The following is a 22378-nucleotide window of genomic DNA, read 5'->3' as shown; positions in this document are numbered from 1 at the left end:
GACGCAGCGGCGCTCAGCGGCCGCTGTCGTCGAGATTGAGCGAAAACTCGGCGAAGGATGCGCCGCTCGGCTCGGTCGCTTCGAGGTCCGGAATGTCGATGCTCTGCGCATCGGGCTTGGGCGACTCGGGCGTGCCGAACTGCGAGTTGTTGATGAGCCAGGACAGATTGGTCGGCGAGTCGGAATTCGACAGCGCCTCGTCCAGCGTGATTTCGCCTTCGCGGTAGAGACGGAACAGATCCTGTTCGAAGGTCTGCGAGCCGGGCGCCATGCTGCGCTCCATCGCCTCCTTCACGCTGTTTACCTCGCCGCGCTCGATCAGTTCGGAAATGTAGCGGGTGTTCAGCAGCACCTCGACCGCCGGCATGCGGCGGCCGTCCGGCTTGCGCACCAGACGCTGCGAAATGATGCCCTTGAGCGTGACCGACAGGTCGAGGAAAAGCAGCGGACGGCTGTCCAGCGGGAAGAAATTGACGATGCGGTTCAGCGCGTGGTGGGCGTTGTTCGCGTGCAGCGTCGCCAGGCACAGGTGACCGGTCTGGGCGTAGGCGAGTGCCGCCTGCATGGTTTCCAGATCACGGATTTCACCGATCAGGATGCAGTCCGGCGCCTGACGCATGGCGTTCTTCAGCGCGGGCGCCCAGCCCTCGGTGTCCATGCCGATCTCGCGCTGATTGACGATGGATTTCTTGTGCTTGAACAGGTATTCGATCGGGTCTTCGACCGTCAGGATGTGGCCCGACTTGTTGGCGTTGCGATAGTCGATCATCGCGGCCATCGTGGTCGATTTGCCGGAACCGGTGGAGCCCACGACCAGGATGAGGCCGCGCTTCTCCATGATCATGTCGGTCAGCACCGGCGGCAGGCCGAGGGTGTCCAGCGGCGGGATGTCGCCCAGGATGTAGCGCACCACCATGGCGATGCTGCCGCGCTGCCAGAACATGTTGACCCGGAAGTTGCCGAGGTCGCGCCGGCCGAAGGACAGGTTCAGTTCGCGCGTCTTCTCGAACTTCTGCTGCTGCTCTTCGCTGAGCATTTCATAAGCCATGCGCTGGATCGTTTCCGGATCCATCACGCGCTGGTTGATCGGCACCGTGGTGCCCTGGATCTTGATCGCGATCGGCGCGCCGGCCGAAATGAAGATGTCGGAGGCGTTCTTCTCCGCCATGACCTGGAACAGCTTGTCGAGAATCACGCGAGGGCCTCCGCCGGCGACATCTTCAGTGGGTCGGACTGTGCGGGATCAGGCGCGCAGCAGTTCGTTGATGCTGGTCTTGGCGCGGGTCTGCGCATCGACGCGCTTGACGATGACGGCGCAGTACAGGCTGTACTTGCCATCAGCCGACGGCAGGTTGCCGGACACCACGACCGAACCTTCCGGCACGCGGCCGTACATCACCTCGCCGGTGGCGCGGTCGTAGATCTTGGTGCTCTGGCCGATGTACACGCCCATCGAGATCACGCAGTTGTCTTCGACGATGACGCCTTCGACCACTTCCGAACGGGCGCCGATGAAGCAGTTGTCGCCGATGATGGTCGGGTTGGCCTGCACCGGCTCCAGCACGCCGCCGATGCCGACGCCGCCCGACAGGTGCACGTTCTTGCCGATCTGGGCGCAGGAACCGACGGTGGCCCAGGTGTCGACCATGGTGCCTTCACCGACGTAGGCGCCGATGTTCACGTAGGACGGCATCAGCACCGCGTTCTTCGCGATGTAGGCGCCACGGCGCACGGTGGCCGGCGGCACCACACGGAAACCGCCGGCGCGGAAGGCCGCGTCGTCGTAGCCGGCGAACTTCATCGGCACCTTGTCGAAGTAGCGGGTTTCGGCGCCGTCCATCACCACGTTGTCTTCCATGCGGAAGGACAGCAGCACCGCCTTCTTGATCCACTGGTGGGTGACCCACTGGCCGTCGATGCGCTCAGCCACGCGCAGCGCACCGCTGTCGAGCTGGGCGAGTACGTATTCAATGGCTTCGCGCACTTCGGCCGGGAAGTTGTCCGGCGAGTACTGGGTGCGGTTTTCGAAGGCGGTTTCGATGATCTGCTGTGCGGCCTGCATGGAGGGTGTCCCGTAGTTTTCGATGTGAGAGGGTCGTGGTGCCGCGGCTCAGAGTGCGCGGCAGAACTGCACGATGCGTTCGGCGGCCTCGATGCACTCGCTGGCGGGTGCCACCAGCGCAATGCGGACGAAACCGGCCCCCGGATTGATGCCGTGGGCCGTGCGGGCGAGGTAGCTGCCCGGCAAGACTGCAACATTATATTCGGCGAGCACGCGCCGGGCGAACTCGGCGTCGTCGATCGGCGTGCGCGCCCACAGGTAGAAACTGGCGTCCGGCAGCGGCGATTCCATGACCGAGGCGATCAGCGGCTGCACCGCCGCGAACTTGGCGCGGTACTGGTCGCGATTGTCGCGCACGTGCGCCTCGTCCGACCACGCGGCGATGCTGGCGCGCTGTACCGCCAGCCCCATCGCGCTGCCGTGGTAGGTGCGGTAGAGCAGGAAGCGCTTGAGCAGGCGCGCGTCGCCGGCGACGAAGCCGGAGCGCAGGCCGGGCACGTTGGAGCGCTTGGACAGGCTGGAAAACACCACCAGCCGCTCGAACGCGCTGCGGCCGAGCGCCTGCGCGGCCTGCAGGCCGCCGAGCGGCGGGGCCGCCTCGTCGAAATAGATTTCCGAATAGCACTCGTCGGAGGCGATGACGAAGTTGTGGCGGTCGGCCAGTTCGAACAGCGTGTGCCATTCGTCCAGCGTCATCACCTTGCCGCAGGGATTGGCCGGCGAGCACACATAGACCAGCTGCACGCCCTTCCAGTCCGCCTCCGGAATGCGGTCGAAATTGCAGGCGAAGCGGTCTTCCGGCAGCTGGTTGTAGAAGGCGATCTGCGCGCCGGCCAGCAGGGCCGCGCCTTCGTAGATCTGATAGAAGGGGTTGGGCGCCAGCACCTTGGCGTCCGGCCGGCTGCCGTCGATCACGCACTGCGCGAACGAGAACAGCGCCTCGCGCGAACCGTTCACCGGCAGCACCTGGGTCGCCGCGCTGACCGCCGGCAGGCTGTAGCGGCGCTGCAGCCAGGCCGCGATACACTCGCGCAGCGCATCGATGCCGGCGGTGGTCGGATACACCGCGAGGCCATCCAGCGCGCCGGTCAGCGCGTCCTTGATCAGTTGCGGCGTGGCATGCTGCGGCTCGCCGATCGACAGGCGCACCAGCGGCAGATCGGCCGGTCCGCTCACGCCGGCGGTCAGTTCCTTCAGTCTTTCAAAGGGATAGGGTTGGAGCAGCGACAGATGGGGCGTGACGGGCAGGGTGTCGTTCAGCATGAAAGTCAGCAGTTTCGGTTCTTGAAGCCGGTGGCGCCGACGGCGGCGCCCGTAAACCCGTAAGTATACGTCCCGATGCTCACTTCCCGCCGGCCGTCGTCACGGCTGCTGCCCTCGATCGCACTGCTGGCCGGCGCGGTCGTGTGGGGCCTGATCTGGTACCCCTACCGTGTGATCGACGCCGCCGGCGTCGGCGGCGTCACCGCCACCTTCATCACTTACGGCCTGGCCTTCCTGTTCGGACTGGGGCCGCTGTGGCCGGTACTGCGCCGAACCCGGCCCAGTTTCTGGTTTGTCGCGCTGGCGCTGGCCGCGGCCGGCACCAATATCGGCTACGTGCTCGGCACGCTGGATGGCGTGGTGATGCGGGTGCTGCTGCTGTTCTACCTGTCGCCGCTATGGACCGTGCTGCTGTCGCGCCTGCTGCTCGGCGAACGGCTGAGCCGGGCCGGCGCCGGCGTGATCGCGCTGTCGCTGGCCGGTGCCTTCGTCATGCTGTGGCGGCCGGAACTCGGCCTGCCCTGGCCATCCGGCACCGCGGAGTGGGTGGGTCTGGGGGCTGGCGTGTGCTTCGCGCTCACCAATGTGCTGATCCGCCGCACCGCCCACATCGAGATAGAACAGAAGGTGATGGCAGTCTTCCTCGGCGTGATCTGCATGGCGCCGCTGATCGCCTGGCTGCGCGGCGAATCGCCGCTGGAGCAGGTCGCCGCCGCCAGCGCCGAAACCTGGCTGCTGCTGGCCGTGGTGGCCGGCGTGCTGCTGGTGGTCAATCTGGTGGTGCAGTACGGCATCACCTTCATCAGCGCCAACGCCGCAATCGCGCTTTTCCTGTTCGAACTGGTGGTCGCCGCGATCTCGTCCTGGTGGCTGGCGGGCGAGGTGATGGGCGTCAAGGAATGGGCCGGCGGCGCGATGATCATCGCGGCCAGTCTGTTCTCGGGGCATCTGGAGCCGGAGCGGACAGATCAGGACGCCGGAGGCGAAGTCTGATCGTCGGCGCAGTTCGATGCGCTACTGGACAGCTCCGGTCGGTAAGTCACGTGTCAAGGTGCGATGACTGACAGCCGTGCGAAGTAATTCCGGTACGGCTTCGGATCGCGGGTCAGTACGCTCAAATTGGAGACGGCCGCGTGAGCACCGATGAAGAAGTCGGGAAGCGGCTTGTCCCGGCCGCCGCCGCGGCGTCGGTACAGTGCGAAGGCAGCCGCGGCGAGGGACGAGGCAGCCCATGGCAAGGGCGTCCGCGAGGTTTCATAGATATCCAGCATCGCATCCAGGGCGCCGATGTCCGGGTCGGGAATCAGCAGCTCGGTGTAGATGACGATGTTCACGTGCAGGGGGTACCGCTCGCTGCAGCGCTGCAATTGCTCAACCGCCCACTCATGCCAGGGGCTGGCATCGTCGATACAGTCCACCCAGACATTCGTATCGACCAGCACGCCGGCCGAGCCGTCATAGCTGGCAAGACTGGCGAGCATCACTACGCGGCGCCGTCGGCGGGGTCATCGCCGCGGATGAAATGCATGATTTCGTCCGCGCCCATCTGCCTGAATTCGGCGCCCAGACTGCCGTGTACCTTTACAGCGGCGGCCCTGAGCCGAGCCCGACGGTCTTCCTTGACGCCTGTGCCGACAGGGGTGATGACGATCTTGCTGCCTTCAAGGCTGAACGTCACCTCGCTGCCTGGCGCAACGCCTGCAGCGTCGCGTATGTGCTTGGGGATGGTGACCTGTCCTTTTTCGGTGACGAGCATCTCATACTCCCGAGTAGGAATTTGAAGTAAGAATCCTACCTGAGAGCGGCGCCAAAGAACATCAGAGGCAGTTTCGCGCTTGAACACACGACCTCGCTGAAGGGCTACGTGCAGGCATCTTGGCGTTGCCCTCGTATGGGGCGAGCCCATGCTCCACTTCGAAGTACCGCTCGTAAGTTCGCCTCTGCGGGCAGAGGTAGCAGGGCGAAGGCCCTGCTACCTCGGCTGTCTGGGCTACACCTTATTGCCAGCTGCTTGCCAACACCGGCTGGAGCGCGCTGACCTGAGCGGCCGACAAGGCGGTCTGACCGAGCGGGGGAGGCGTCATCGACGCCATGGCATCGACCAGCGCCTGTACCTGCGTATCGACCAGGATCTTGTCGCTGGCGGCGACCTGCTCGATACGTGAAGCACTCCCCTCATACCAGTTACTTACCGTAACTCGATCCGTCGTCCCGATAACGCTGATTTCTAGATCGGAGCCAACCCTTGTAAACCAGAGTTGGTCATATGCGACGTTTGATTCGAAGTTCAGAACGTCCTGGTTGCCCAACGTAGTGTCCGACTCCAAAATGGTGTCGTCCTCGTCACCACGAGAGAACTTGTAGGTGTCGTTACCGGCGCCCCCCAGTAACCTGTCCGCGCCGATATCGCCCTCTAGAACGTTGTCCAGTGAGTTCCCGACGATTCGGTTGTTCAGAAGATTGCCGATGCCATCGGTGGCTGCTCCGGTCAGTATTAACTCTTCAAGTTTGGCAGCCAGAGCCAGATTGATCGAAGATTCACGTCTTACATATTCAAGCGAAGCATCGCTAAATTTGTAGTTCTGGCTTTCCATTGTTACCCTCCTATTTGGTTCCTGCATAATTGAAGTGCCCAGCCATCGCCAATGCGGCGAGTCAGGCATGGTGGGGTGTCAATTTCAGTTGGCCACCCGGCGGGCCACATTTCGTCAAGGGATGAAACGATTTCGGATCGATTCGCGCTCGTTTGATCGTGGCTTTTTGCGTCCGAAGCGTTGATCTGAGTGGTCGTTGGTTTTTGGTTTGGTAGGAAGAGATAAGATTTCACAAGGTTGCTATAGGGCCAGAGGTTTCTTTCTATAAACCGTGTTTTGTCTGCGATCAATGATATTTCGCCCCATTGAAAAACCATCTCTGAACAAACGTTGTTGTTTGAGTCGGTTGGAGGTAAGCAGATGGTCTTTGAACTTGAGTAATCTCTCTTTCGTGTAATCCAATTTATTCCGAGGCTTTTTGCAAGCGCAGGGTCATCAAGTTGCTTTGGCTATACATCTTCTCCGCCATCTTTAGTGCGCTGGGCATCGCGGACAAGCAAGTTGAAGCCAGCTCTGTTTGCTTGAAATCTCGCCATCATTTCTTGGTCGCTAATTAGTTTCTTGAACGGAAGGTGTGCTTGCTCGAAGTCAAGCGATGGTATAGGCAAGTTCTTTTGTATCCAATATGTTGAAATTCTGAATGCTTTATGATTGCCTCTGTGTACTTCAGTTTTTTTATGTCAGGTGCTGGATGATTGCTTGCTGGACTCTGAGGCAGATGGGGATGTAATTTCGCTCGTTAGGACTTGGATAAAGGAGAGGCATGTTGGCCCCTTCGTGAGCTGCCTCTATCTTCGACGGGATTAGTTCGAGGGGACGACTCTTTTGCTGCAGAGCCGGCCTGCTGCCAGCATCGCAGTTGGTCCGATTGAGCGTGTGCTCGGTGTTCAACCTACGCATGTGTGTGATGTCGTCAAAGGTTGGCGCCAACTCGGGGTTGACGCTGTCCGACGATCCGTGATGGCGCTCGCAGTTGTGAATCGGGCGTGCCTCCGGGAAGACATCCTTCACATAGAGCGTTTCGTCCCAATCTGAATGCACCAGACTCACGTCTGGTCGAGGCTTCAAGTTGAGCATTACGATCGCGACGGGCTATTCATGCAAGACGCTCAGTCCCATATTGCGCAGGTAGGGTTGCTGTTGCTTGTTACCTTCTCGATGGAGGCGGTATCTGAGCCAGGGCACACACTTCAAAACGGGCGCGGTATCGCGGCCTATGCCTACAACCTGCCAACCCGGTTCTTTCGCCCAGTGCGGAATGAGATGGCGGAATTGGCCAGGGAAGTTCTGGTGGATGACGAGCAGTCTCACGGTCAGCGCTCCGCCAGGCTTTTCGTTGACCGTCTTGCGTATCGGATCCAGGAAGTACTCGATCACCCGACGCTTGCCTGTGTGGATTTCTGCGGTCACCGCCATGCCCGGCGACAGCGGCACGATGCGCTTGTCCACTTTCCATTCGGGGCGCTTGAGCCGGCCCCGCGCCTGGAACACCAGCCCCTTCTTTTCATCTGCGACGGCATCCTGTGAAACGAAGGCGACTTCGCCCTCTATCGTTCCGTAGCGGGTGAAGGGAAAGGTTTCGACCTTGATCACTGCGCGCTGGCCAGGCTGGACGAAGCCGACGTCGCAGTTTTCAAGCAAGGCCTCGACTTCGGCCTGCTGTTCGTCCGGCACGATGGCCATCAGTGGCTGCGCTTCGGTTACCACGCCGCCTTCGGTGTGGATGGCCAGTTGCTGAACGGTGCCGGCGACCGGGGCGATGAGTTTCTGCTGCACTTCGCGCGTGCGCGCCTTGATCAGTTCCTGTTCGAGCTGGTTGACGCGCTTCTGTGCTTCGAGTTGTGCGGCGATGGCATTACGTTCGAATTCGGCGATGAGTGCGGCGTGCCGGCTGCGTGCTTCTTCGATGCCTGCCATCAGTTCAAGGGCGTGCGCTTCCTGGTAGCCGAGGTCGCGCTCCTGTTCGATGTGCACCTGTTCGCGTTCGAGGTAGCCGTGGCGCGATACGAAGTTGCGTTCGACCAGATTCTTGTAGTCCTCGGCGCGGGAGCGGGCGATGGGCAGGGTTTCCTTGAGTTTCTGCACCAGTTCGCGCGAGGCCGCCAGTTCGGCGCCGCGACGGCCGATCTCGGTGTCGAGGCTGGACAGCCTTGCCCGATGTTCGAGGTACTGGCTCTGCGCGGCGCGCTGCTCTGCACGCAAGTCGTCGGGTGCGATGCCGGGGATAGCCTGCACCCGCACGGCCTGGCCCGCGCCAGCGAGCGCTGCATAACGCGCGGCCTCAAGCCGGGCCGCGTTGAGAGCCTGGTGCGCGCGCTGGGTTTCGGTTTCGGGGGCGGTGGCGGCGGCTTCGAGTTCGACCAGCAGTTGTCCGGCGTCGACGTGCTGCCCGTCGCGTACATGGATGCGGCACACGACGGCGGTTTCTATTTAGATGGCAACGAATGTCTATGTAAATGGAATCGTTCGGACTGGCATTCATCCGTAAGGATGAGTTCTGGCGCCTTGACTTCCGATGAGGTAACACGAGCTCGCGTTGGCACGCGCTCACGCAGCCCACGACGCAAACATTGCGTTTGCGTGTCAGATGAGATTCCCGATTTTCTTGAGGATGAACGTGAGGCGACAGAAGGCCGGCATCTGAAGAGTGCGAAAGACGTTTGTTTGAACACACATCGATGTCATGTGAATTCAAAGGCCCGATCGGTCTTCATCCGATGAGCGCTGTCCGCGCGGGGTTCAGACCGGTGGGAGGTGGCCGGACTGCGCGGCGACTCGCCGCTGGAGGAGATTGTCGCGGCCAGCCTGTCCCCGGGCACCTGGAGGCGCCCGGGGACAGGGAGAGGGAAACGGTCGCTCAGCGCTGATTCTCGGCCGGCGGTGAGGCGAAGCGCCCGGCCGAAGCGAGCGGCCCAAGCCGGTCGAGCAGGGTGTCGCAGGCTTTTCCGATGGTCTCGTTGCCGACGAGACGTGCGGCGATTTCGCTGCAACGCCTGGAGAGGGCCGCGTCAGCAAGCATGTCTTCCAGGGCCGCGGACACCGCTTCAGGTACGTACCGACGCGGCAGGATTTCCTTTGCCACCCCCAGGCTTACCGCGCGGTCAGCGTTGTCGAACTGGTCGTAGGCGGACGGCCGGATGAGCTGGGGCACGCCTGCGCGCAGCGCCTGGCTGGTGGATCCGATGCCGCCGTGATGGACGAAGGCGGCGAGCCTGGGCAGCAGCGCGCTGAACGGGGCGTAATCCACGTGGAGAACGCCGTCGGGCAAGCGGCGCGGCAGCTGCTGCGCGAAGGGTGTCAGCAGAATCGCGCGCACTCCGGCGATCTGCGCGGCGGCGACCGAGGTTGCGAAGAATGCGCCTGCGGAGGCGGTGGCCGTGCCTGCGGAGAAGGCGACAGGCGGCGGGCCGTCGCTGAGGAAAGCTTCGAGCGCGGGCGTCATCGGGCGCGCGGGGCCCTGGTCATACAGCGGAAAGCCGCACAGCGCGATGCCTGGCGGCCAGTCGTGCTGCGGGTCGCCAAACCAGTCCGGAAACAGTCCGAGCACGCAGTCCGCATCGTGTATCCACGAACGGAATACGCGATCGACACGAGGCAGGCCCAGTTCAGCCCGATAGCGGTTGAAGGGGGCGGTGACGTTGGGGTCGTAGAACGCGCTGTCCAGCAGCCACCAGGCCGCCCGCTTCAGCAGGAAAGGTGTGCGTGCCGTGATCCAGTTCGGCACCAGTCGCGGCGGGCGCGCATCTGACCGGAACACCGAGGGCGACAGATGAACGGTTGCACAGGGCACGGCGTCGGTTTCGCGCAGCAGCCGGGCTGCGAACAGCAATGAGCTGCCGAGGGCGAGGGTATTGCCGGGGCGCACGTCGGACTGCATCGCGCGATGGAACTGCGGGCACAGTCCGACCAGCTCCCGCGTGACGCGCTTGAACGCGCGATTCGGGTCGTCATCCGACAGCTCGGCCATCAGCGTGGCGTGGTCACCGACGGCGCCGACCGGCACGAAGCGGATGCCGCCATCCGGGACGCAGTCGCGGAAGTACGGGTTCGCATAGAAAAAGACCTCGTGCCCGCGTGCGGCCAGTTCGCGGCTCAGCGCGACAAAGGGCAGTACATCACCATGACTGCCTGCGGCGGATACCAGCACTCTCATGGCAAGGGCTGAAGCATGGGTGCTCGACCTGTGCGGGTGCGCATGCCAGATCCGGTCCGCGAGGAAACCGGCCACGGCAGAAAGACGCGGATTTGCGCACAGAAGATGGATTCCCGGCTCGACGCCGGAGTGGGGCTGCGCAGGCTGGCATGGCGGGCATCGCCGCTCAGCGGGCCGGGCGTCTGCGCATGAAACCTCAGCCGTTGCATGTCAGCAGAGGATGGCAGCAGCCGAAGCCCGGCAAGGGCGGGGGCCTTGCCTGTACTTCGGAGTGACCGGGCGCCCCTCGACCGTCTCTCCTGCCGCTGTGTCACCTGTTCCACGCCTTGCCATTCAGGAAAAAAACCGCCGTGCATGCCGACCGGCCACCTGTGGAAGATACCTCAGGTACAGGCCGCTTCACGGTGTCCGCACCCTGGAGGGACACAGTCAGGGACTGTCCGCCACAGAGCAATGAAGCAGGCATCCGTGATGCTGCATCGCGCTGCACCAGGGGCGACCGGCCTCCGATGGCGAACGGGAGGTGCCGGTTTCCCTGCCAGGCGGTGCTGACGCCGGTCGGTGCTCGATCTGCAGCCGAGCCGCCCTACAGATGAAAATCGCCCGCGGCTTCCGGCTGGTACAGCACGCGCTCGATGCGTATCCGTCGGGTGCGGTACGGCGTACGCCAGTCGATGGCATCGCCTTCCCGGTAGCCCAGTATGGCGGTGCCGATGCTTGAGTACACCGACAGCCTGTTGTCGCTGCCATCCGCGTCCTGCGGGTAGACCAGCGCCACTTCCACTTCCTCGTCGTCCAGATGCAGCACGGCCCGGGAGTTCATCGTGACGACATCCGGTTTCACCTGCTGCGGCTCGACCACGATGGCGCGCTCGATCTCGTGTTCCAGATCGACCACGTCCGCCCCGTCTTCCAGTGCGATCAGGGTGCGCAGCCGGGTCTGGTCGATTTCGGTGATGTAGATGGCGGACGGATCATTCACCGTGTCTTCGCGCAGGCGCTGCAGATAGCGCTCCGAACTCATGGTGAATGACTTCAGCGTCGGTGTTTCGCTGTCGAGTACGAAGCCGCTGCGCAGAAAGGTGTTCAGCGAACGCGTGTTGTCGGCGTGGATGCGTGCAATGAGTTTTTCGGCCCGCATGTCGAAGAAGGCCAGCTTCATGCCTTCGCGCAGCGCACTGGCGCCCAGCTTGCGGCCCCAGTTGTCGCGGTCTCCGATGACCAGCACGATTTCGCAGTCCGCGCCGGACCTGGCCAGGCGGACGAAGCCGACCGACCGGTCATCCCGGTCACAGGCCATGAAGAAGCGGCCGCCCTGGTTGAACAGATGGGTCAGGACCGGCAGCTGAACCCGGCTGATGACCTGTTCGATGTGGCGGGAAACATGACGCGAATCGCTCAGGTAGCGGATGACGCTCTCGTCCTCCAGCCAGTCCATCAGATTCAGCGCGTTGGCCCGGGTGATTTCCGGGCACAGGGAAATGAAAGGCTTGCTCATATTCACCCCGATTGATGACAAGGATGAAAGCCTTCCATGGTCAGTGCCATGACGGTTCTTTCGACTGAGGCGCCATTCTAGGACGACACGCCGGCGCCGAGGCGTTCGATGCACTGCAGCATCCGCCCCCGCCGCGACGGAGAAGGGCTGGCGCCCGGACCATCGGACTGCGCGGCCGGTTTTCCCTCGCAAAGGCCGGTGAGCCGCGCCGGTGCTATCATCCGCACCCTATCGGGCCTCGTTCGCCCGCCTTTTTTCAGCCCGACGTCCTTCCTCCCGCCGCAGACCCGTGCGACTGTCCAAGCTCAAACTCGCCGGTTTCAAGACCTTCGTCGATCCGACCACCATTCAGATGCCCGGCCAGCTGGTCGGCGTGGTGGGGCCGAACGGCTGCGGCAAATCCAACATCATCGACGCGGTGCGCTGGGTGCTCGGCGAGTCGCGCGCTTCCGCCTTGCGCGGCGACGCGATGACCGACGTCATCTTCAACGGCTCAGGCACCCGCAAGCCGGTGGGCCGGGCCAGCGTCGAACTGGTGTTCGACAACGCCCAGGGCAGGGCGGCCGGCCAGTGGTCGCAGTACGCCGAAATCGCGGTCAAGCGCGTGCTCGAGCGCGACGGCCAGTCGGATTACTACATCAACAACACCCGCGTGCGCCGGCGCGACGTGATCGACGTGTTCCTCGGCACCGGCCTCGGGCCGCGTGCCTACGCCATCATCGAACAGGGCATGATCACCCGCATCATCGAGGCGCGGCCGGAAGAGCTGCGCGCCTTTCTCGAAGAGGCGGCGGGCATCACCAAATACCGCGAGCGGCGAAAGGAAACCCAGGGCCGGCTGGACGATGCGCGCGACAATCTGGTGCGCCTGGACGACATCGTCGGCGAACTGGGCAACCGCATCGAGCGGCTGCAGAAGCAGGCGGAAGTCGCCGCCCGCTACACCGAACTGAACCGCCGGCTGAGCGAACGCCAGGCGCTGCTGTGGGCGCTGAAACAGCGATCGGCCGCGGCCGAAGCCGACACCCTGGCTCAGGATGCCGGCCGGCTGGAAAACGACATCGAGCGCGACACCGCGGCGCTGCGCCACCACGAGGCAGCGCTGGAGCGCATCCGCACCGAACATTTCGCCAGCTCCGAAGCGGTGCACGCCGCCCAGGCCGAACTGCTGACCGCGAACGCCGAAGCGAGTCGGCTGGAAGACGACCTGAAGCGCGCCGCCGAGAACCGGCACAAGCTGCAGGCGCGCATCGCCCAACTCGAAAGCGAAGTGGCCAACTGGCGCGCGCGCATCGAAGGCGTCGAAACCGATATCGGCCGCTGGACCGAACTGGCCGACCACGCCGCGCACCGCATCGAACAGGCCGAAGCGCGGCACGAAACCACGTCTGCCCTGCTGCCGGAGGCCGAGAGCGCCTTCCAGGAGGCCGAACAGCAGGCCAGCGTCGCGCGGCACGAGCTGGCGGCGGTCGAACAGCAGCTCAAGGTCGAGGAAACCCATCGCGCCAACGCCGGCCGCACGCTGAATTCGCTGGCCGGGCGGCGCGAGCGCATCGCGCACGACGAGGCGCAGCTGGTGGAGCCGGACCGCGAGGCGCTGGCGCTGGCCCAGGACAAGCTCGAATCGCTGCAGATGGCGCAGGAAGCCGCGCAGCAGCGGCTGCACGCGGCGCAGAACGCGGTGCCGCAGCTGCAGGCCCAGGTGCGCAACGCACAGGACGCCGAGCGCGCCCACACCCGCACGCTGACCGAAACCCGCGCCCGCCGCGACGCGCTGGTCGAACTGCAGCGCAAGACCCAGAGCGACGGCAAGCTCGCGCCCTGGCTGGCGGCGCTCGGTCTGCAGAATGCGAAGCCGCTGTGGCAGTCGCTGCAGGTCGATGCCGGCTGGGAAATGGCGGTGGAAGCCGTGCTGCGCGAGCGCCTCGGCGCGCTCGAAGTGCCGGACGCCGGCACGCTGGCCCGCGCCCGTGCGGCCGGCGCGGCGCCGCAGAACCTCACGCTTGCGCTGCCCGGGCAGGACGCCGCGGCTGCGGTGCCGGCAGACAGCCTGCGCCACCGGGTGCGTGCGCAGGACGCCCGCTGGAACGCGCTGCTCGATCTGTGGCTCGGCCCGGTCGCCGCGGTCGAGTCGCTGGATGTCACCGCCACCGGCCCGCGCGTGGACTGCGAAGGCCGGCTTGCGCATGGCGCCTCGCTCACGCTGTACGCGCCGGACGCGCGTACCCACGGCGTGCTGGAGCGGGCGCGCGACATCGAACGGCTGGGCGCCGAAATCGACGAGGCGGACGCCCGTCTGGCCGAAGCGCGCGAAATGCTGCGTGAAGCCGAAGCGGCGCTGGCCGGTGCGCACGAGGAACAGGCGGCGGCGCGGCGCGAACAGCAGTCCCTGACCCAGGCGGCGCACAGCGCGCAGGTGGAACAGATCAAGCTCGCCCAGGCGGTGTCGCGCTTCGACGAACAGAAGGCGGCGCTGGCGCGCGATCGGGCCGAGGTCGAACTGGCGGAACAGACCGAACAGGCGCATCTGGAACGCGCCGATGCCGAGATCGAACGCGCGCGCGAACTGATCGACGTGCAGCGCATGCGGCTGGATTCGTCGCTGGACGCGCAGAAGAACGCCGACATCCAGCTGCGCGAAGCGCGTTTTGCCGATCAGGCCGCGGTGCGCGAACTGCAGGAAGCGAATTTCTCTCAGCGCGAATGCAGCAGCCGGCTGACTGACCTCGGCAACAATCTGGGCATGGCGAAAACCCAGCTCGAGAACGCCGAGCTTGAGCGCGCGCTGCGCAGCGACGAATTCGCGCAGATCGACGAAGGCAGCATCGACGCCCGGCTGCAGCAGGTGCTGGACAACCGGCGCGCGCGCGAACAGGTGCTGGCCACCTGCCGCGACGCGCAGGAAGTGCTGGCCGCCCAGCTGCGCGACCTGGAATCGCAGCGCGCGAACACCGAACACACGCTGGCGCCGGCGCGCGAGCGGCTGGCCGAACTGAAGCTCAAGCAGCAGGCAGCGGTGCTCAACGCCGATCAGTACGCCCAGCGGCTGGCCGAAATCGAGCTGCCGGAAGGCCGGCTCGATGCGCTGGTCGCCGAAGGCGAGGCGGAAAAGGTGAAGGAGGGCGCGCTCAATGGCGAAATCGGCCGCCTCGGCCGCGAGATCGCCGCACTGGGCGCGGTGAACCTGGCTGCGCTGGAAGAGCTGGCGCAGGCCAGCGAGCGCAAGGGCTATCTGGACGCGCAGTCCACCGACCTGCGCGACGCCATCGCCACGCTGGAAGACGCCATCCGCCGCATGGACCGCGAAACCCGCGTGCTGCTGAAGGACACGTATGATCGCGTCAATGCCGAATTCGGGCGCATCTTCCCGGAACTGTTCGGCGGCGGCGAAGCCCGACTGGTGATGACCGGCGACGAAATCCTCGATGCCGGCCTGCAGGTGTTCGCACAGCCGCCGGGCAAGCGCAATGCATCGATCCAGCTGCTGTCCGGCGGCGAGAAGGCACTGACCGCGACCGCGCTGGTGTTTGCCTTCTTCCAGCTCAACCCGGCGCCGTTCTGCATGCTGGACGAGGTGGATGCGCCGCTGGACGATACGAATACCGAACGCTTCTGCGAAATGGTGAAGCGCATGTCCGCTTCGACGCAGTTCGTGTTCATCAGTCACAACAAGATCACGATGGAAATGGCGCAACAGCTGGTCGGCGTCACCATGCAGGAGCGCGGCTGTTCGCGCGTGGTCGAGGTCGATATGGAAGCGGCGCTGAAGCTGCGCGACGAAGCGCTCAGCGTCTGAACGAACAAGGAACCGGATTCATGCAACTGACTGAACTGCAGATGGGCCTGATCGCACTGGGCGTGCTCGGCGTCGGTGCCGTGATCGGCTACAACATGTGGCAGGAACGCCGCCACCGCCGCACCGCGGAGCGCGCGCTGGGCGACGCCCAGCCGGACGTGCTGATCGACCCGCTGGCGGCACCGGTACGCCGGGTCGAACCGACGCTGGACATCGATCTGGGCAGCAGCTTCGGCGCCGGTCCGGACGATGCCGCCCTGACCGAACCGACGGTTCCGGCCGCCGCCGACGACACCGTGGTCATGCCGCCGCCGGTGCGTGAAACCCCGGCGAGTGCAGTGCCTGCCGCAGATGACGGCGCCGGCTGGTGCGACGAGCGGATCGAGGAACAGGTGGTGATCGAGTTCGAAAACCCGGTCGCGGCCACCGAATTCAGCGCGGCCTGGCAGGATCTGACCCGCGCGGTCGACGCCGCGCTGCGTCTGCGCGGCCACGATGCGCAGGCCGGCCGCTGGCTTGTGCTGACGCCGGACACCGCCGGCATGCTGGGTCGGGTGGAACTGGCAGTGCAGCTGGCCGACCGGCGCGGCCCGTTCAGCGACGCCTCGCTGTCGGCGCTGGCGCATGCGCTGCAGGCAGTCGCCGACCGCTTCCTGGCGGTGGTGCATTTCCCGGATGCGCGCCAGATGCTGGGCCGTGCGCGCGAACTGGACCAGTTCGCCGCCTCGGTCGACGTGCAGATCGGCCTCAATCTGGTGGCCGGCGACCATGCGATTTCCGGCACCAAGCTGCGCGGACTGGCCGAAGCCCAGGGCTTCGTGCTGGAAGGCGGCCAGTTCCACGCGCGCGACGACGCGGGCGTCACCCACTACACGCTGGTGAATCAGGACGCCGCGCAGTTCGCACCCGAAACGATGAAATCGCTGCAGACGCCGGGCGTCACGCTGCTGCTCGACGTGCCGACGGTGCCGGACGGTGCGCGTGCCTTCGACCGCATGGTCATGGTGGCCGAACAGCTCGCGCACGCGCTGGGCGCGCGCGTGGTCGATGACAACCGCCAGCCGCTGTCGCCGGCTTCGCTCGGTGTCATCCGCGGCAAGATTGCCGAATTCCAGACCCGCATGACGCAGTTCGGCGTCGCTGCCGGCAGCCCGTCGTCGCGGCGCCTGTTCAGCTGATGGACGCTGCCGTCAGCGCGCGCGCGGAAGTACTGCGCGCGCAGATCGCCCATCACGACCGCCTCTACTACGAACTCGACGCGCCGGAAATTCCGGACGCGGAATACGACCGCCTGTTCCGCGAACTTCAGGCGCTGGAAGCCGAACACCCCGAACTGGCGACGCCGGATTCGCCCACCCGGCGCGTGGGCGGCAGGCCGCTCGACAGCTTCGCCCCGGTGCGTCATGTGGTGGCCATGCTGTCCATCCGCACCGAAACCGACACCGAAGCCAGCGGCGCGCTGAATTTTGATGCCCGTGTGCGACGCGAGCTGGGGCTGGGGGCGCTGGCCGACGATGCGCCGCCGGTCGAATACGCCGCTGAACTGAAGTTCGACGGCCTCGCCATCAACCTGCGCTACGAGCACGGCGTGCTGGTGCAGGCCGCCACCCGTGGTGACGGCGAGACTGGCGAGGACGTGACGCAGAACGTGCGCACCATACGCGACGTGCCGCTGCGCCTCACGCCGCTGCCGGCAAAGGGACAGGACCGGGGTCAGCCCTCACTGTTCGACGCCCCCGGCCTGCCCGAAGTGCTGGAGGTGCGCGGCGAGGTCTATATGCGGCGCGATGATTTCGATGCCTACAACGAGCGCGCGATCACTGCCGGCGAAAAGACGCTTGTGAATCCGCGCAATGGCGCAGCCGGCAGCATCCGCCAGCTCGATCCGGCGATCGCCGCGAAGCGCCCGCTGTCTTTCTACGCCTACGGTCTGGGTGAGGTGCGCGGCTGGGATCTTCCCGCCACCCACGCCGGCGTGCTCGACGCGCTGGTCGCTTTCGGCCTGCCGGTCAGCGAGCACCGCGCGGTGTGCACCGGTGGCGAGGCGCTGGCTGCATTCCATGCGCGCATCGCCGAGGCGCGGCCCTCGCTGCCCTTCGACATCGACGGCGTGGTCTACAAAGTGAACAGCCTCGCGCTGCAGGCGAAGATGGGTTTCGTGACCCGCGAGCCGCGCTGGGCGGTCGCGCACAAGTATCCGGCTCAGGAAGCGCTCACCACGGTGCAGGACATCGAGGTGCAGGTCGGCCGCACCGGCAAGCTGACGCCGGTGGCGCGGCTGGCGCCGGTATTCGTCGGCGGTGTCACGGTGACCAACGCCACGCTGCACAACGAGTCCGAAATCCGCCGCAAGGACGTGCATGTGGGCGACACCGTCGTCATCCGGCGAGCAGGCGATGTGATTCCGGAAGTCGTGTCGGTGCTGTCGGACAGACGGCCGGCAGACGCGCGGGCATTCTCGATGCCCAGCCACTGCCCGGTCTGCGGTTCGGACGTGGTGCGTGAAGAAGGCGAGGTCGATCATCGCTGCACCGGCGGGCTGTATTGCTCGGCGCAGCGCAAGCAGGCGGTGCTGCATTTCGCGCAGCGCCGTGCGATGGATGTGGAAGGTCTGGGCGACCGGCTGGTCGAGCAACTGGTGGACAGCGGGCTGATCCGCACACTGCCCGACCTGTACCGGCTGGGCGTGCTCAAGCTGGCGGAACTGGACCGCATGGCCGAGAAATCGGCCGAAAACCTGGTGGCGTCGCTGGAGAAGTCCAAGCGCACCACGCTGGGGCGTTTCATGTTCGCGCTGGGCATAAGGCACGTCGGCGAAGCCACCGCGAAGGATCTGGCGCGCCACCTCGGCAGCATGGACCGCATCATGGACGCCTCGGTCGAAGAACTGGCCCAGGTGCCGGACGTCGGCCCGGTGGTGGCCGCCAGCATCCACACTTTCTTCGCTCAGCCGCACAACCGCGAAGTGGTTGAACAGCTGCGTGCCTGTGGCATTGAATGGGAAGAGGGCGAAGCGCAGGTGGCGAGCGGTCCGCTGGTCGGCCGCACGGTGGTGCTCACCGGCACGCTGCCCACGCTGTCGCGCGATCAGGCCAAGGACTTGCTTGAAGCTGCGGGGGCAAAAGTGACCAGCGCCGTGTCGAAAAAGACCGATTTCGTGGTGGCAGGCACGGACGCCGGTTCCAAGCTCACAAAAGCGCAAGAACTGGGCATTAATATTCTCGATGAATCCGGGCTCATGTCGATGCTCGAGAAGAAGGAGCCATAGAACGATGAAATCCGTACGCAAGGCCGTGTTCCCGGTCGCCGGCCTGGGCAGCCGTTTTCTGCCCGCCACCAAGGCAAATCCGAAGGAAATGCTGCCGGTGGTCGACAAGCCGCTGATCCAGTACGCGGTTGAAGAGGCGGTGGCCGCCGGCTGCACCGACCTCATCTTCATTACCGGTCGTACCAAGCGCTCGATTGCCGACCACTTCGACAAGGCCTACGAACTCGAGCACGAGCTCGAAATGAAGCAGAAGCACGATCTGCTGGCGCTGTGCAACACGGTGCCCAAGCACGTGAACTGCATCTACATCCGTCAGGCCGAACCGCTGGGTCTGGGGCACGCGGTGCTGTGCGCCGAGCCGGTGGTCGGTGACGAACCGTTCGCGGTGCTGCTGGCCGACGATCTGATCGATGGCGAACCGCCCATCCTGAAGCAGATGACCGACATTTTCGACCGCTTCGGCCGCTCGATTCTGGGCGTGCAGCAGGTGCCGCGCAGCCAGACCGGCAGCTACGGCATCGTCAGCACCGACGCCGACGTGGGCGGCCTGTATGGCGTGACCGGCATCGTCGAGAAGCCCAAGCCTGATGTGGCGCCGTCCACGCTGGCCGTGGTCGGTCGCTATGTGCTGACGCCGCGCATCTTCCATCATTTGAAGTCGCTGAAGCCGGGTGCCGGCGGCGAACTGCAGCTGACCGATGCGATCGCCACGCTGCTGGGCGAAGAGGCGGTGCTGGCCTATCCGTTCAAGGGCACCCGCTACGACTGCGGTTCCAAGCTGGGTTATCTGCAGGCGACCGTGGCGCTGGCGCGCAAGCACCCTGAAGTGGGCGCTGCCTTCACCGCCTGGATGGACGCGCAGGAAGTGTCGCGCGAAGCCGACGCCGCGTGAGCCGACTGGACGACGCCCGGGCGCTGCTCGACGGCGCCGACCTGATCTGCTCCGCCGCCGAAGTCGATGCGGCGGTGGAGCGGGTCGCTCATGAAATCACTGCCGCGCTCGGCGACAGCTATCCGCTGCTGCTGTCGGTCATGGGCGGTGCGGTGGTGTTCACCGGCAATCTGCTGCCGCAGCTCGCCTTTCCGCTCGATTTCGATTACCTGCACGTCACCCGTTACGGCGACGAAACAGCCGGCGGTACGCTGCGCTGGATCAGCGAGCCGCGTACGCCGGTGGTGGGTCGTACCGTGCTGGTGATCGACGACATTCTGGACGAAGGCATCACGCTGTCGGCCATTCGTGAACACCTGTTGGCCAAGGGCGCGGCCCGCTGCCTGACCGCGGTGTTTTCGGACAAGCGCATCGGCCGGCCGAAGCCGATACGGGCCGATTTCACCGGCCTCGAACTGCCGGACCGTTACGTGTTCGGCTACGGCATGGACGTGCGTGGCGCCTGGCGCAACCTGCCGGCCATCTACGCGCTGAAGGATTGAACGTGTGCGCCGCCGACAGTGAGCCGCTGCCGGTCTTCCTCGACATCGAGGCCTCCGGCTTCGGCGCTGGCAGCTATCCGATCGAGGTGGGCTGCGCGCTGGCCGATGGGCGCACCGTGTGCTGTCTGGTCCGTCCGGCTGCATCCTGGCGGCACTGGGATGCCGCAGCCGAATCGGTGCACCACATTTCACGCGAAGTGCTTGCGCGCCATGGCCTGCCGGTGCAGGAAGTGGTTGGCCGGCTGGACGAGGCGCTGCACGGCCACCAGGTCTACAGCGACGCCTGGGGTAACGATTACGCCTGGCTGTCACGCCTGTACGACGAGGCGGACCGGGTCCCTCACTTCCAGCTGCGCAGCCTGCGCGAACTGCTGAGCGAAGACGAAGCCGCGCGCTGGCATGAGGTGAAGCAGGTGGTGGCGGAAGAGCTGCACAGCACCCGCCATCGCGCAAGCAGCGACGCGCGCGTGCTGCAGACCACTTACGCCCGTCTGCGCGCGCAGACGGGCGCGCCGCTCACACGCTGAATCGGGCGGACGAAGACTGCAGGCCGGCGGCCAGCCGCTGCAGCGATGAAGCCTCGCCGGCAATGGCGATCACCTCGCCGCTGTTGCGCGTGGCGGTCGACGAAATGCTGACGATGTTCTCGCTCACCAGCGAACTGGCGGCCGACTGTTCCTGCAGCGCTTCCGAAATGTCGCGTATCGCCTCGCGCACGTCGATGGCGCCGCGACGGATCTGTTCCATCGAATCCATGGCGATGCGTGCGGTATCCACGCCTTCGCCGACCCGGCGGCTGCCTTCCTGCATGCTGTGGATCGCCCGTTGCGTCTCTTCCTGGATGCGGGAAATCTTGGTCGAGATTTCAGTGGTTGATTGACCGGTGCGCTCGGCGAGTTTGCGCACCTCGTCGGCCACCACCGCGAAGCCGCGGCCCTGTTCGCCGGCACGGGCGGCTTCAATGGCCGCGTTCAGTGCAAGCAGATTGGTCTGATCGGAAATTTCGCGGATCACATTGACGATGCTGGAAATTTCCTGTGACTGCTGGCCCAGCGTTTCGATGAAGCGGGCCGAAGTCTGGACCGAGTCGGCAATGCGCTGCATTTCGTCCATCGCACGCGACACCACGTCCGCACCCTGCATGGCCAGCTGTTCCGCCGCACTGGCGGTGTCGTCGGTACTTCGGGCACGGTCCGACACGCGGGCGATGCTGCCGCTCATCTGTTCGACCGCTGCCGAGGTCGACATCGCCGACTGACTCTGGTCCTGCGAAGCTGAGGCAACCGATGACGAAGCCACGGAGAGCTGGCGGGCGGCGGCTTCCACCGCCTGTGACGACTGGCCGATATCGCGCACCAGACCCTGGAAGCCGCTCATCATGGTGTTGAACGACTGCGCCATGTTGCGGATTTCCGCCGGCCCGTCGACCGGTGCGCGGCGGGTCAGGTCGTGGTTCATCGCGACCTGGTCCATGGTCTGTTCGACCGCCCGCAGCGGCTTCAGGATGCTGCGGCCGGTCAGGTGGGCGAGCACGAAGGCGAGGGCGGCAATGGCGGTCACCAGCAGACCGGAACGCAGCGCCAGCGCGACGAATTCATGGTGCAGGTCGTCGATGTAGATGCCGGAACCGACGATCCAGCCCCAGGGTTCGAAGCCCTTCACGTACGACAGCTTGGGCTGGGGCGCTTCGGCGCCCGGACGCGGCCACTGGTAGCGGACGAAACCGGCTTGCTGCGTGCGCACCACCTCGATGAATTCGCGGAACAGGAATTTGCCATCCGGATCCTTGAAGTCGGCCACCGATTTGCCGTCGAGTTCGGGCTTGAGCGGATGCATGAGCATGACCGCGTTCATGTCATTCACCCAGAAGTACTCTCGACCGTCATAGCGCAGCGATTTCACCGCGGCCAGCGCGGCATGCTGCGCCTGTTCGCGGGTGAGGGTGCCCGCGGCTTCCTGCTGCTGGTAATGCGCGATCAGCGCATGGGTGGATTCGACCAGATGCCGCGTCTTGACTTCGCGGTCGTGCGTGACGTTGCCGTATTCCGACACCAGTCCGAAAAGCAGTACCGCAACCATGCCGACGGTGCCGATGAGGCTGAGCAGCACAAGTTTGCTGCGCACACTGTTGAAGCGGGCCATATCCCGATTGCTCCGTTCTGTTTATTGGTTCGAGTTTTCAGATGCAATGCGACTGCGGCGGTCAGGGGCGTGTGCTGGGGCCCGGACACAAGCGCGGAATACGGCTTTAGCGATGCACTCCTTTAGGGCTGGCTGGGCTGTGACATGAAATATTTCCGCCGCTGACCG

General features: G+C 65.0%; 18 protein-coding genes. 7 read left to right on the top strand and 11 right to left on the bottom strand.

Going from position 1 to position 22378, the window contains the following annotated elements:
• Nucleotides 1–13: 13 nt before the first annotated feature.
• From METUNV2_RS0110185 to dapC, 3 genes are read right to left on the bottom strand one after another with little or no spacing between them, the layout of a single operon-like run.
• The gene (locus tag METUNV2_RS0110185; RefSeq protein ID WP_008060018.1) at nucleotides 14–1195 is read right to left on the bottom strand and encodes a PilT/PilU family type 4a pilus ATPase; all 1182 of its coding nucleotides are present in this window, start codon (nucleotides 1193–1195) and stop codon (nucleotides 14–16) included.
• Nucleotides 1196–1243: 48 nt separating this feature from the next.
• Nucleotides 1244–2062 carry a 2,3,4,5-tetrahydropyridine-2,6-dicarboxylate N-succinyltransferase gene (dapD, locus tag METUNV2_RS0110180; protein ID WP_018229369.1) on the bottom strand — a complete coding sequence of 273 codons (819 nt, stop codon included), beginning with the start codon at nucleotides 2060–2062 and terminating at the stop codon, nucleotides 1244–1246.
• Nucleotides 2063–2110: 48 nt separating this feature from the next.
• A complete protein-coding gene (gene dapC / locus METUNV2_RS0110175; RefSeq protein ID WP_018229368.1) occupies nucleotides 2111–3325 on the bottom strand; it encodes a succinyldiaminopimelate transaminase in 1215 nt (404 codons plus the stop codon).
• 75 nt (nucleotides 3326–3400) lie between these two features.
• On the opposite strand from dapC, the gene METUNV2_RS0110170 reads away from it, so the two are divergent.
• Nucleotides 3401–4318, top strand: a complete 918-nt coding sequence (locus METUNV2_RS0110170) for a DMT family transporter (RefSeq protein WP_018229367.1) — start codon at nucleotides 3401–3403, stop codon at nucleotides 4316–4318.
• Between the two features lie 53 nt (nucleotides 4319–4371).
• On the opposite strand, the gene METUNV2_RS0110165 is transcribed toward METUNV2_RS0110170, so the two are convergent.
• The 7 genes from METUNV2_RS0110165 to METUNV2_RS0110130 form a co-directional block, all read right to left on the bottom strand.
• On the bottom strand, nucleotides 4372–4806 hold the full coding sequence (locus METUNV2_RS0110165) for a type II toxin-antitoxin system VapC family toxin (RefSeq protein ID WP_157281383.1): 435 nt from the start codon (nucleotides 4804–4806) through the stop codon (nucleotides 4372–4374).
• Nucleotides 4807–4808: 2 nt separating this feature from the next.
• Complete coding sequence (locus tag METUNV2_RS0110160; protein WP_018229365.1) at nucleotides 4809–5081, bottom strand: AbrB/MazE/SpoVT family DNA-binding domain-containing protein; 273 nt, start codon at nucleotides 5079–5081, stop codon at nucleotides 4809–4811.
• A gap of 241 nt (nucleotides 5082–5322) precedes the next feature.
• Nucleotides 5323–5919, bottom strand: coding sequence for a calcium-binding protein (locus METUNV2_RS0110155; RefSeq protein ID WP_018229364.1), 597 nt, complete (start codon nucleotides 5917–5919; stop codon nucleotides 5323–5325).
• A gap of 675 nt (nucleotides 5920–6594) precedes the next feature.
• Entirely contained in the window at nucleotides 6595–6996 is a 402-nt protein-coding gene (locus METUNV2_RS20345; protein ID WP_018229363.1) for a hypothetical protein, read from the bottom strand.
• Nucleotides 6997–7011: 15 nt separating this feature from the next.
• Nucleotides 7012–8334: an HlyD family type I secretion periplasmic adaptor subunit gene (locus METUNV2_RS19065; RefSeq protein WP_018229362.1), complete on the bottom strand. Its 1323-nt coding sequence runs from the start codon at nucleotides 8332–8334 to the stop codon at nucleotides 7012–7014.
• A 442-nt stretch (nucleotides 8335–8776) separates the two neighbouring features.
• The gene (locus METUNV2_RS0110135; protein ID WP_018229361.1) at nucleotides 8777–10066 is read right to left on the bottom strand and encodes a glycosyltransferase; all 1290 of its coding nucleotides are present in this window, start codon (nucleotides 10064–10066) and stop codon (nucleotides 8777–8779) included.
• Nucleotides 10067–10658: 592 nt separating this feature from the next.
• Nucleotides 10659–11570, bottom strand: a complete 912-nt coding sequence (locus tag METUNV2_RS0110130; RefSeq protein ID WP_018229360.1) for a bifunctional GNAT family N-acetyltransferase/nucleoside diphosphate kinase regulator — start codon at nucleotides 11568–11570, stop codon at nucleotides 10659–10661.
• Nucleotides 11571–11859: 289 nt separating this feature from the next.
• On the opposite strand from METUNV2_RS0110130, the gene smc reads away from it, so the two are divergent.
• From smc to METUNV2_RS0110100, 6 genes are read left to right on the top strand one after another with little or no spacing between them, the layout of a single operon-like run.
• A complete protein-coding gene (smc, locus tag METUNV2_RS0110125; RefSeq protein WP_018229359.1) occupies nucleotides 11860–15366 on the top strand; it encodes a chromosome segregation protein SMC in 3507 nt (1168 codons plus the stop codon).
• 20 nt (nucleotides 15367–15386) lie between these two features.
• Nucleotides 15387–16544: a cell division protein ZipA C-terminal FtsZ-binding domain-containing protein gene (locus METUNV2_RS0110120; RefSeq protein WP_018229358.1), complete on the top strand. Its 1158-nt coding sequence runs from the start codon at nucleotides 15387–15389 to the stop codon at nucleotides 16542–16544.
• Complete coding sequence (ligA, locus tag METUNV2_RS0110115; RefSeq protein WP_018229357.1) at nucleotides 16544–18634, top strand: NAD-dependent DNA ligase LigA; 2091 nt, start codon at nucleotides 16544–16546, stop codon at nucleotides 18632–18634. The genes METUNV2_RS0110120 and ligA overlap by 1 nt, the downstream gene beginning before the upstream one ends.
• A gap of 4 nt (nucleotides 18635–18638) precedes the next feature.
• Complete coding sequence (gene galU / locus METUNV2_RS0110110) at nucleotides 18639–19526, top strand: UTP--glucose-1-phosphate uridylyltransferase GalU (protein ID WP_018229356.1); 888 nt, start codon at nucleotides 18639–18641, stop codon at nucleotides 19524–19526.
• Nucleotides 19523–20068, top strand: coding sequence for a hypoxanthine-guanine phosphoribosyltransferase (locus METUNV2_RS0110105; protein WP_018229355.1), 546 nt, complete (start codon nucleotides 19523–19525; stop codon nucleotides 20066–20068). The genes galU and METUNV2_RS0110105 overlap by 4 nt, the downstream gene beginning before the upstream one ends.
• 2 nt (nucleotides 20069–20070) lie before the next feature.
• On the top strand, nucleotides 20071–20595 hold the full coding sequence (locus tag METUNV2_RS0110100; RefSeq protein WP_018229354.1) for a 3'-5' exonuclease: 525 nt from the start codon (nucleotides 20071–20073) through the stop codon (nucleotides 20593–20595).
• Here the strand turns inward: METUNV2_RS0110100 and METUNV2_RS0110095 are convergent.
• Nucleotides 20585–22210 (bottom strand): methyl-accepting chemotaxis protein, encoded by a 1626-nt coding sequence (locus METUNV2_RS0110095; protein ID WP_018229353.1) that lies wholly within the window; start codon nucleotides 22208–22210, stop codon nucleotides 20585–20587. The two genes, METUNV2_RS0110100 and METUNV2_RS0110095, sit on opposite strands and share 11 nt — an antisense overlap.
• Nucleotides 22211–22378 lie beyond the last annotated feature (168 nt).

Source organism: Methyloversatilis universalis EHg5, assembly GCF_000378945.1.
GTDB classification, from domain to species: domain Bacteria; phylum Pseudomonadota; class Gammaproteobacteria; order Burkholderiales; family Rhodocyclaceae; genus Methyloversatilis; species Methyloversatilis universalis_A.
This window is presented reverse-complemented; position numbering and strand designations above follow the sequence as displayed.